The organism is Veillonella sp. (genome assembly GCF_015058545.1).
In the GTDB taxonomy this organism is placed as follows: Bacteria; Bacillota; Negativicutes; order Veillonellales; family Veillonellaceae; genus Veillonella_A.
Map to the genome: position 1 here is coordinate 1 of NZ_SVCB01000048.1, position 10,735 is coordinate 10,735.

Below are 10,735 nucleotides of genomic sequence, written 5' to 3' on the forward strand. Positions count from 1 at the left end.
AAAGCCCCCGAGTAGGGGGCAGCCAGTGATAATAGAGTGGTTGTCAGATTACTCAAAGCCCTCTTTAGAGGGCAACCACTAGAGAAAGACCCTTATAGGGTCAGAGCAAACCACCCGTTCTACGGGTGGTTATGATTTTTTTTTGAAATAAAGAAGGACTTTTTTCCTCCTATAGCGAACTATATATTTAGAGTAATTAATCATGTATATTTTGGTACAGATACATACTATGGTATAGCTAAAGGAGGATTTCGTATGAATTTTGAACTTCGTGATGGTCATGAGTATATTGATGAAGTAAAGAAACTATTTGTTGATTATGTACGTTCCTTAGGTGTTGCTGCCAATGTGAAAGAATTTGAAGGCTTGGAAGAAAAGTATAAAGGCGACCGTGAAGCGTTATACATTGCCTTTGTAGATGATGTACCGGCCGGCTGCGTAGCTTTACGCCATGTTAATTATGAAACAGCTGAAATGAAGCGCCTTTATGTACGCCCTGAATTTCGTCGTACCGGCCTCGGTATGAATATTGCTCACATTCTTGTAGAAGAAGCTAAAGAAAAAGGTTATAAGACGCTTTTATTGGATTCCTTGCCTAGCATGGAAAGTGCCAAAGAATTATACAAAGCCTTGGGCTTTAAGAGCACTGACCGGAATGTGAAAAAACCGGTTCGTACGGTTGTACATTTATCATTACCTTTAGTTTAATCAATACCGACCAAAATAGTAACGTAAATAAAAGCGAGTCCCGCTTCTGATGGGGGACTCGCTTTTTGTGTGTTTTTGTTTTTATTCGCTTCGAATTAAACTTGGACTGTTATCGCTCCGGTGCGGCTGCTTCCGGGGCATTGGTTAATGGTTCCTGACCTAAAAGCGTCGTTAAATTATACTTGTTGAAGCGATAGTTCGGATTAGAGAAGTCTCTGGTTCGATCATAACGATTAGTCGGTGCTTGTAAGATACCGGACACTAAGTCGTAGAGTAAATCGTTGGTGAAATATTTGTTTTCATGGTCACGCAGAATAGCCGTTGTTTCCGGATAGGCTTCCTCGTAGGTTGGCGATAGGTAAACCCATAGAGGAATGCGGGCCATGTCAAAATCAAAAATATCCGGATTGTGGGAATAGTTGAGGCTTTCCCCGTGGTCGGAGAAGTAAATCATGGCCTGCAGATTTAAGTGATCCTTGGCATAGGTATAAATTTGCTGTAATACCCAATCCGTATAAAGTTGGCTGTTGGCATAGGCTTCTTTGCCTTTCGGCACTTCGCCGACTTTCCATTTACTGAATTCATGAGGATAACGGTCATTATAATAAATATGACTGCCCATGATATGAATGACAATAAAGTTATTTTTATACGGTTCTACTTGTTGGAGTAGCGGTAAAATAACACCGTCGTACTTATCGGAGAACATATATGCTTCATGAGCCCATAAAGGTCTGTCTGCCGTTTTGGCAATTAAGGAGATAGCCGTATCGTATTCGCCGTAAACGCCTTGGTTGCTAAACCAACTCGTGTAGTAACCGGCTTTTTTAGCCACATCGAGAATATTGGCAGAATCCAAGAACGGCTTATCATCGTATTGATTGCGTTCTGTAAGAGCCCGTTCTAAGGTAGGTACTGTTTGTACATAAGACGAATAGGCGTTTTTAAAGAAGATAAAATCTGGATTTGAGGCCGCCATTTCGCTTTGCCAAGGTGTATCATCGTAAGCAAAGCTTGGATTGTAGACTTTCATGTAATTGCGCGAAGCTGATTCGCCGATAACGAGGATTATAGTACCCGGCGCCCCGGTGGCAGCGGTTTCGTCTGTTTCGAGATGTAAGTCATTGTAGATTTCGTGATGTTTGTCGCTGTATTGTTGTAACTCTTTCATATATGTAGCTACATCAGTCCAGTTTTTAACAATGTCTGTTTTCATAAAACCGAAGGGCAAGTAGATTACACAGGCAAGACAGGCAATGCTGAGTACGCCTAAACGCAATCTTGTCATCATATCGCGACGGGACAAGCGGTTCATCCCCTGGTTTGACCAGTAGTAAAACAGGAATAAGAGTACATTGCCGATGCCGATGCCGATTAACCCGGGAATACCGGCGGAGCTTTTTAAAAAGCCGAAAGCTTCCTCCGGATTTGTTTGATACAGGGCCATTAAGGTGGCCGGCGTCAAACAATGCCACGTGTTAATATAGTAGCCGATTTGAATTAACGGAATCAAAGACAAAAGCCACTGGATGAGTGCAATAAGGATGCTCAAAGAACGGCGGTATGGCAAATGGTGTACCATGAAATAGTGGAGTAAGCTGAGTCCTACAAAGAGTAGAAAGCCAAATAAGAAATCCGGAAAGAATTCGTAAAAATAAAAGGGCTTGGTATAGGACCAATGGTACAACAAAGGATAGGTTAAAGCCCAGGCAATGCCCAAAAGGCCATGCCCCAAGAAGGCCCGATGCCATAAAGTACTGCGCATAAGTTGCTGAAAAATGGCGAGCCCCAATAACAAGGGGAGGGATAACAAAAGAATATCTTCCCAATCAAAGCCAAAGGCAATAGGTTCGTAAATAAAATAAAAAGCGGCAAAGATGAGGACACACCACAAAATTGCCTGAACGACGGCATTGCGCCACCATGATATAAGAGTTTTCATAACGCATTTCCTTTATATTATAATAACATCAATACGATAGCAGAAATATAGTAAAAATACAAGGTTTAATATGCTTTTTTACATACTTTGACGGTTGTTAAATGCTATTTTTCTATGATACAATTAAAAAAAGGTTATCGAGACTTCGTGACAACATAAAGAGGGGCGTATAACCCCTCTTATTTGTTTGCCGAATCGTAAGGAGATATGATGAAACCCTATGAGTATAAGCTGGCCGTTTTTGAAGGGCCGTTGGATTTATTACTCCATTTGATAGAAAAACATAAAATAGATATTTACGACATTCCCATTGTGGAAATTACGTCGCAATATATGGCACAGCTCGAAGAATGGCAGACCTTTGATATTCATTACAGCAGTGAGTTTTTGGTTATGGCGGCTACGCTGTTACAGATTAAATCCCGCATGCTTTTGCCAAGAAACGCACCACTCAATCCGGAAGAAGAAGAGGACCCCCGTGATGAATTGGTGGCTAACTTGCTTGAATATAAGCAAATCAAAGAATTGACCGAGGCATTGACGGAGCGTTCTGAAGCGAGCAGTCAAAGCTTTAGCCGGCCTGATTCGTTGAGCCAATGGGGGCAGGAAACGGTATTTCGTTTTGATATCGCCCAATTGTACGGTTTATTTAAAGCCTGTATTAATCGAGTAGAAGAAACGGTGCCGGAACCGCCAAAGGTAAAGGTGGAAAAAGAGGTTTACAGTTTGGAAGATACGATTGATTCCTTGCTTATGAGGGCCAAGCAACAACGCCGATTCAGCTTTGTAGCGTTGCTTAATGAGGTAACTGTGCGGGCCGCCAAAGTGACTATGTTTATAGCTGTTTTGGAATTATTGAAGCGTCAGATTTTTACTATACACTCAGTGACGGAAGGCCCTAATGACGGTTCGTTAAAGGATGTAACTTTAGTCAGTGAAATTGTCTAGTTCAGTTTATAATAGATTTTGGGTTATGCGTACTATTGCAATACAGGAGTAGCTATTAATCGACTAGATTAAGATATTACATAAGTAAGCATATATTAGTTAGAAAGGTGAGTAACAAACTATGACAGATGTGAATCAGCCAAGCGATACATCGCTGCTCGCCCATTTGGAAGCAGTTCTTTTTTCCGCAGCCAAACCGGTGCCTATCGCACTGCTTGGCGAACTATTTGATTGTGCAACGGAAGAGGCCGAAGCGTTATTGGAGCAATATGCCAATCGGCTGGTGGTTGATAAACGTGGCCTCCGTTTAAAAGTAAGCGGCGTTGGAGCCGAGCTTGTCAGTGCGCCGGAGAGCAGTGAATATGTGAGTAAGATTCGCCAACGGGAAGACCGCTTGTCACCGGCAGCGATGGAAACCTTGGCGGTTATTGCCTTTAAGCAGCCGGTTACGAAAAGTGAAATTGAAGAAGTGCGCGGTGTGAATTGTGAAAAAGTTTTAAAGCATTTAGTGAGCCGCGATTTAGTTATGGAACTGGGTCGTAAGGAAAGCATTGGCCGGCCTGTATTGTACGGAACGACCGATACATTTTTACGCAGTGTCGGCATAGAATCGGTGGAGACCTTAAAACGTGAAGTAGCCGTCGATAACGGTGTGGCAGTTGCTGCTGAAAGAAGTAGTGCTATTGAAGCCGACGAAGACCATAAAAGTCCGGTAATTGACGGTGAAAGTAACAATACGATTGAGGCTCATGAAGCTCATGAAATCATGGAATAAGGGAAAGGAGCAGACTATGGAACAAGAACGTTTGCAAAAATATATCAGTCGCTGCGGTTATGCATCAAGGCGTAAGGCAGAAGAATTAATCGTGGCCGGTAAGGTACAGGTGAACGGCCGTCAGGTTACGGAATTGGGGGTTAAAATTAATCCGGCCGTGGACCGCGTTAAAATTGACGGACAACGTATTGAACCGGAAGCATTGGAATATTATATTTTTAACAAGCCGAAAGGCAGCATTACTTCGGTGGGTGATCCGCAGGGACGCGCTACGGTAATGGATTATTTGAAAGACATTAAAAATCGAGTATATCCGGTAGGTCGCCTTGACTACAACACGGAAGGTTTGTTGTTATTCACCAATGACGGTGCTTTGGCTCAGGCTTTGATGCATCCGTCACAAGGTGTGACCAAAACCTATGAAGTGAAAATCAAAGGTCGTGTTTTGGATGAGCATTTAGAGGCATTGAGTGCGGGTATTACTTTAGAAGATGGTCCTACCTCGCCGGCAGAAATCGTAGATTACGGTTTTGACAGCAAGACGAACACTACGCTGGTTGAGATTACGATTCACGAAGGCCGTAATCGTCAAGTGCGCCGCATGTTTGAGCATTTTAAATATAGTGTGTACAACTTGAAACGCATTGCTTACGGAGGTCTTACCTTAGTCGGAGTAAAACGCGGTGCTTATCGTAAACTTACGGGGGAAGAACTGCGTCAGTTAAAAGCACTCTGCAAATTACCGTTCGGCAAAGGACCCGGTGACGGCGCTAAAGGTCGTAAAATGCTGACGAAAGATAATAAAACAGTTCGGTCGCAACGGCGCGGTGCGTGGCGCTAAACGTCGTTCCGGTGGAGGCAGACCATGAAACATATCATTGTAGTGGGAGCCGGTGCCGCCGGTCTTATGGCAGCTACTATTGCTGCTCGTGAAGGCGCTAAGGTGACCCTGATTGAAAAAATGAACATGATAGGTAAAAAGATGGGCATTACCGGCAAAGGCCGCTGTAATATTACCAATGATGCGCCTATCAGTGATTTTATCGCGAAAACACCGGGGAATGGTAAGTTCCTCATGAGTGCCTATCAGCAGTTTGATAATCGCGATTTATTGGATTTACTCCATGAATGGAAGCTCGCCACTAAAGTAGAGCGCGGCGGCCGCGTTTTTCCGGTGTCCGATTCGGCGCTTGAAGTGCGCGATATGTTTATGCGAGTGTATAAAGGTTATGGCGGCATTTTACATTTAAATGAAGCTGTTAAGCATATTATTGTAAAAGACAATAAGGTTCAAGGCGTTGTAACCGATAAAGAAACCTATTATGGCGATGCCGTTATTTTGGCTACGGGCGGTTTATCCTATCCGCTTACCGGTTCTACCGGTGACGGCTATGCCATGGCCAAAGAGGTGGGCCATACGGTGACGGATTTACGTCCGTCATTGGTACCTTTGGAGACGAAGGAAGCGTGGGTTAAAGATTTAATGGGTTTAAGTCTTCGTAATGTGGAATTGTCGGCTGTGGCTAAAGATAAAGTGCAGGCTAAACAATTCGGTGAAATGATGTTTACTCATTTTGGGATTACCGGTCCGATCGTATTATCTTTGAGTCATACGGTAGGTAAGCTAATGAAGAAAAAGAATGTAGGTCCTATTCGACTCGAAATTAACTTGAAACCGGCGCTGACCGTGGAACAGCTGGATCAGCGTGTGCAGCGAGATTTTGTGACCTATTCCAAAAAACAATTGGCAAATGGTTTAAAAGACCTCTTACCACAACGCTTAATTCCTGTTATTATAGAGTTAGCGAATCTTACGCCGGATAAATTTATTAATCAAATCAGCCGTGAAGAGCGCCAACGCTTGGTTCACGTGTTACAGCATATGCCTTTGACGTTTAAACAGATGCGACCTATTGCGGAAGCCATTGTAACGGCGGGGGGCATTTCGGTTAAGGAATTTGTACCGAAAACAATGGAATCTAAATTGATTGCAGGACTTTACGGTGCCGGTGAAGTATTGGATATAGATGCTTTTACGGGGGGCTTCAATTTGCAGGCGGCGTTTGCCACCGGCTATGTGGCGGCACAGCATGCCGTACACGGTGAAGCAGCCGACTAAGCATATTACGGAGAGGAGTTTTTTGATGAGTAAACAGCGTATTGCGGTAGCTGTTGACGGTCCTGCGGGGGCCGGTAAAAGTAGTATTTCTAAAGCCGTAGCCAAACAGCTTGGCTATTTATATATTGATACGGGGGCTATGTACCGGGCCGTTACGTGGGCTGTTTTAAAAGCCGGTGTGAATCCCACCGATGAGGCGGCGGTAGCAGCTTTGTTACCGGACTTGTCGCTACGCATGGAGCCTACCGAAGATGCTTTCAAGGTGTTTGTGAATGGTGAGGATGTAACGTCCTTAATTCGCACGCAAGAGGTAAACGGTGCCGTATCACAAATTGCAGCCATTAAGGCTGTTCGCGACTTTTTAGTGGCACAGCAACGTGCCATGGCCAGTGCAGGGGGTGTTATATTAGACGGCCGTGATATCGGGTCGGTGGTTTTACCTAACGCGGAATTAAAAATTTATTTGACGGCATCCGTAGACGCTCGCGCCAAACGGCGCTGGTTGGAAACGCCGGATAAAGAGTCCGTATCCTTGGATACGATTAAAGAAAGTGTTATGGCACGCGATGAAATGGATACGAATCGCAAAGAATCACCCCTTGTATGTGTACCGGAAGCGATAGTTATCAATTCTGATAATTTATCTTTTGATGAAACCGCTGCTCGTATGGTACAATTGATTACGGCAACAGAAAAGTAAAGGAGAGCGTATTCATGGATAAATTTTCAGAATGTTTATGGCGCTCGGCTTTTGAAGTCGTATATGGTTGGATTTATAAAGCGGATGTGGTAGGTCGTGAAAATTTTCCTAAAGAAGGACCGGTCATTGTGGCTCCCAATCACAAGAGCAACAACGATCCGTGCATCGTAGGACGTGCTTTGCCGCGCCATGTAAGCTTTATGGCCAAAGAAGAATTATTTAAAAATCCGATTTCCAATTTCTTTTGTCGTTGGTTGGGCGCGTTTCCTTTAAAACGTGGTGGTGTGGATAAAATCGCCATTCGCCATGCTATGGGATTATTGAAGAATAATTTAGTGCTCGGCATTTTTCCGGAAGGAACCCGGCAAAAGAAGGATAATACGTTGGGTCGATTCCATGACGGCGTAGCTTCGATAGCGCTTCGTACGGGTGTACCCGTAGTGCCGGTGGCTATTATGGGATCGTATCAGATGAAACGCGGTCAAGTGGCTGCCGTAATCGGTAAACCAATTCCCGTAGCGAAAGCAAAACCTACACCGGAAGCCATTGCCGAATTAAATGATAAAGTCAGGGTGGCTCTGGAAGGTCTTATGGCTGACTATCGGGCGGCTCATCCGGATTTTAAACGATAAGGAGTCAGGCGTGGAAATTCGTATTGCAGAAAATTGCGGTTTTTGTTATGGTGTGAAGAGGGCTGTTAATATGGCTCAAGACACATCAGATCAGTTAGAGCGCAGTTATACCTTAGGTCCTATCATTCATAACCCGCAAGTGGTTTCCAATTTGGAAGAATATGGCGTGTATGCCGTGGATTCGTTGGATGAAATTCCCGGCGGCACAGTAATCATTCGATCCCATGGTGTGGGACCGGCGGTGTATGAAGAAGCGACCGATAAAGGACTTAAAGTGGTGGACGCAACGTGTCCCCATGTAAAAAAAGCTCAACAAGATGCAAAATCGGTCATTGACTCGGGAATGTCACTTGTCATTTTGGGTGAAAAAAAGCATCCTGAGGTAATTAGCATCAATTTATGGGCACAAAACAAAGGCATAGTTATAGAAACTGAAGAAGAAGCTAAAATTCTGCCTTTCGTGGAAAATAGGGGTGTAGTTGTACAAACTACCTTTTCACAATTTAAATTTCAAAGTATAATAGATATATTAGAGGAAAAAACTCAAAATCTAAAGGTTTTCAAAACGATTTGCACAGCTACTCAAGAACGTCAAAATTCGGCGGTAGAACTCGCAAAAACGGTGGACCTTATGATTGTGGTAGGCGGTAAGAACAGCGGCAACACAAACAGATTAGCAGAGGTCTGTCGTGACGTTGGATGTACTACTTACCATATAGAGACCGCTGCTGAATTACAATTGGACTGGTTCAACCATGTTCAAACGGTAGGGGTTACAGCCGGTGCATCGACACCCGACTGGATAATTAAGGAGGTCATTGACACAATGAATGAATTTGAACAATTGTTAGCTAACGAAGCTGACTGGGCAGAAGACTTTAAGAAAGGCACTGTAGTAGAAGGTACTGTTGTATCCGTAGAAGACGACAAAGCATATGTTTCTTTCGGTTACAAAACAGAAGCAACCTTGAATCGTACTGAAATCGCATATCCGGCACCTGCCTCTGCTAAAGACGTGCTCAAAGAAGGCGATCAGATTAAAGCCGTTATTATGAACCACATCAAGGAAGACAATCCTATCTACTTGTCCATCACTCGTTTGGCTAAAGACGAAGATTGGCAGTATGTACAGGAAGCTCAGGAAAAAGACGAACCAATCATCTGTAAAGGTGTGGACGCTATCCCTGCAGGTCTTGTTGTAACTGTTAAATCCCTTCGTGGTTTTATTCCACTTTCCCAAGGGGATGTACACTTCGTTAAATCTCTCGATAGCTTAGTAGGTACTGAATTCGAAGCTAAGGTATTGGAAATCGACGAAAAGAAAAACCGTTTGGTTCTTTCCCGTCGTGTTGTATTGGAAGTAGCTCGCCAGGCTAAATTGGAAGAAGCCTTGAAAAACATTCATGTTGGCGATAACTATAAAGGTATTGTTCGTAAAATTATGCCTTATGGTGCTTTCGTTGATATCGGTGGTATCGAAGGTTTACTTCACATTTCCGACATTTCTTGGCACAAAATCAAACGCGTTGAAGACGTATTGTCCGTAGGCCAGGAAATCGAAGTTAAATTGCAATCCTTTGATGCAGAAAGCAACAAACTTTCCTTATCCTTGAAAGCATTGACTAAGAGCCCATGGGACGTAGCTGAAGAAACTATCAAAGTTGGCGACGTTCTTACCGGTAAAGTAGTTCGTTTGGTAGCTTACGGTGCATTCGTAGCTGTTAACGACGACATCCAAGGTTTACTTCACATTTCTCAGATCACTAAACAGCGTAATGCTAAAGTAGAAGACTACTTGACTCGTGGTAAAGAAGTAGAAGTTAAAGTTATTTCTCTTAACAAAGATGAAAAGAAACTTGGCCTTGCTTTGACTGAGTTAATGGAACCTGTTGCAACAGCTGAATCCGACGCTGAATAATTGTAACCAATAGCGCGTAGCGCTTATATAAGGAGCTGTAAAGGGCTTGGCCCTTTATGGCTCCTTTTGCATTATCCCTTCTTTATGGATTGCTTTATATATGTTACAATATAATGTGATAATTTGTGTAAAAATTGAGGTGACAATATGGCAAAACCATTAGTAGCAGTGGTAGGGCGTCCTAATGTGGGAAAATCTACATTGTTTAACGCCATTGTAAATAAACGAATTTCCATTGTTGAAGATATTCCAGGCGTAACGCGTGATAGAATTTATTTCGATGCGGAATGGCTTAACCGAGAATTTACCATGATTGATACGGGCGGGATTGAATTCATCACCGCCGACAGTCATGTGATTCCTAAAATGATGCGTTTACAGGCGCAACTTGCTATCGAAGAAGCGGATGTTATTTTATTTGTCGTTGACGGCAAACAAGGTATCGTACCGGCTGACGAAGAAGTAGCGAATATTTTGCGTGCCAGCGGTAAACCGGTATTATTGGTTGTTAATAAAATTGACAGTGTAAATCAGGAAGCCAACATTTATGAATTTTACAATTTAGGTATTGGCGATCCTATCGGTATTTCCGCTAAAAACTTAATGAACCTTGGCGATTTATTGGATGATGTGGTAAAACATTTCCCAGATTCGGCAACGGCTGAAGATGAAGAAGATACTATTCATGTAGCTTTAATCGGTCGTCCGAATGTAGGTAAATCATCGTTAACAAATGCTTTATTGGGTCAGGATCGTGTTATTGTAAGTGATGTAGCCGGTACAACTCGTGACTCCATCGATACACATTGGACACATGAGGGGCAGAAGTTCGTGCTTATCGATACGGCCGGTATGCGTCGTAAAGCAAAAATCGATGCACCGGTAGAACGTTACAGTATCGTTCGTTCTTTACGGTCCGTAGATAGAGCTGATATCGTTGTTCTCGTATTGGACGGCGTGGACGGTGTTACCGAGCAGGATAAGAAAATTGCC

The 10,735-nt window shown here is 43.3% G+C and carries 10 protein-coding genes; 9 read left to right on the plus strand and 1 reads right to left on the minus strand.

The window, feature by feature from the left end; all coding sequences use genetic code 11:
- Positions 1–255 precede the first annotated feature (255 nt).
- On the plus strand, positions 256–708 hold the full coding sequence (locus E7204_RS02990) for a GNAT family N-acetyltransferase (RefSeq protein ID WP_021840641.1): 453 nt from the start codon (positions 256–258) through the stop codon (positions 706–708).
- 109 nt (positions 709–817) lie between these two features.
- Here E7204_RS02990 and E7204_RS02995 read toward each other — a convergent pair whose 3' ends face one another.
- On the minus strand, positions 818–2,650 hold the full coding sequence (locus E7204_RS02995; protein WP_295181410.1) for a phosphoethanolamine transferase: 1,833 nt from the start codon (positions 2,648–2,650) through the stop codon (positions 818–820).
- Between the two features lie 210 nt (positions 2,651–2,860).
- Here E7204_RS02995 and E7204_RS03000 point away from each other — a divergent pair, with 210 nt between their 5' ends.
- From E7204_RS03000 to der, 8 genes are all read left to right on the plus strand, one after another.
- Entirely contained in the window at positions 2,861–3,598 is a 738-nt protein-coding gene (locus E7204_RS03000; RefSeq protein ID WP_295181411.1) for a segregation/condensation protein A, read from the plus strand.
- 121 nt (positions 3,599–3,719) lie between these two features.
- Positions 3,720–4,373: an SMC-Scp complex subunit ScpB gene (scpB, locus tag E7204_RS03005; RefSeq protein ID WP_295181413.1), complete on the plus strand. Its 654-nt coding sequence runs from the start codon at positions 3,720–3,722 to the stop codon at positions 4,371–4,373.
- Positions 4,374–4,389: 16 nt separating this feature from the next.
- Entirely contained in the window at positions 4,390–5,214 is an 825-nt protein-coding gene (locus E7204_RS03010; RefSeq protein ID WP_295181415.1) for a pseudouridine synthase, read from the plus strand.
- Between the two features lie 24 nt (positions 5,215–5,238).
- The gene (locus E7204_RS03015) at positions 5,239–6,492 is read left to right on the plus strand and encodes an NAD(P)/FAD-dependent oxidoreductase (protein WP_295181417.1); all 1,254 of its coding nucleotides are present in this window, start codon (positions 5,239–5,241) and stop codon (positions 6,490–6,492) included.
- A gap of 25 nt (positions 6,493–6,517) precedes the next feature.
- On the plus strand, positions 6,518–7,192 hold the full coding sequence (cmk, locus tag E7204_RS03020; protein WP_295181419.1) for a (d)CMP kinase: 675 nt from the start codon (positions 6,518–6,520) through the stop codon (positions 7,190–7,192).
- A gap of 14 nt (positions 7,193–7,206) precedes the next feature.
- Complete coding sequence (locus E7204_RS03025) at positions 7,207–7,824, plus strand: lysophospholipid acyltransferase family protein (protein ID WP_295181421.1); 618 nt, start codon at positions 7,207–7,209, stop codon at positions 7,822–7,824.
- Positions 7,825–7,834: 10 nt separating this feature from the next.
- Entirely contained in the window at positions 7,835–9,742 is a 1,908-nt protein-coding gene (locus E7204_RS03030) for a bifunctional 4-hydroxy-3-methylbut-2-enyl diphosphate reductase/30S ribosomal protein S1 (protein WP_295181423.1), read from the plus strand.
- 147 nt (positions 9,743–9,889) lie between these two features.
- On the plus strand, positions 9,890–10,735 hold an 846-nt coding region (gene der / locus E7204_RS03035; RefSeq protein ID WP_295181425.1), incomplete at its 3' end, for a ribosome biogenesis GTPase Der.

Coding starts and splice junctions, on each gene's coding strand:
- E7204_RS02990 (WP_021840641.1), top strand. CDS start 256: ATGAATTTTGAACTTCGTGATGGTCATGAGTATATTGATGAAGTAAAG.
- E7204_RS02995 (WP_295181410.1), bottom strand. CDS start 2,650: ATGAAAACTCTTATATCATGGTGGCGCAATGCCGTCGTTCAGGCAATT.
- E7204_RS03000 (WP_295181411.1), top strand. CDS start 2,861: ATGAAACCCTATGAGTATAAGCTGGCCGTTTTTGAAGGGCCGTTGGAT.
- scpB (WP_295181413.1), top strand. CDS start 3,720: ATGACAGATGTGAATCAGCCAAGCGATACATCGCTGCTCGCCCATTTG.
- E7204_RS03010 (WP_295181415.1), top strand. CDS start 4,390: ATGGAACAAGAACGTTTGCAAAAATATATCAGTCGCTGCGGTTATGCA.
- E7204_RS03015 (WP_295181417.1), top strand. CDS start 5,239: ATGAAACATATCATTGTAGTGGGAGCCGGTGCCGCCGGTCTTATGGCA.
- cmk (WP_295181419.1), top strand. CDS start 6,518: ATGAGTAAACAGCGTATTGCGGTAGCTGTTGACGGTCCTGCGGGGGCC.
- E7204_RS03025 (WP_295181421.1), top strand. CDS start 7,207: ATGGATAAATTTTCAGAATGTTTATGGCGCTCGGCTTTTGAAGTCGTA.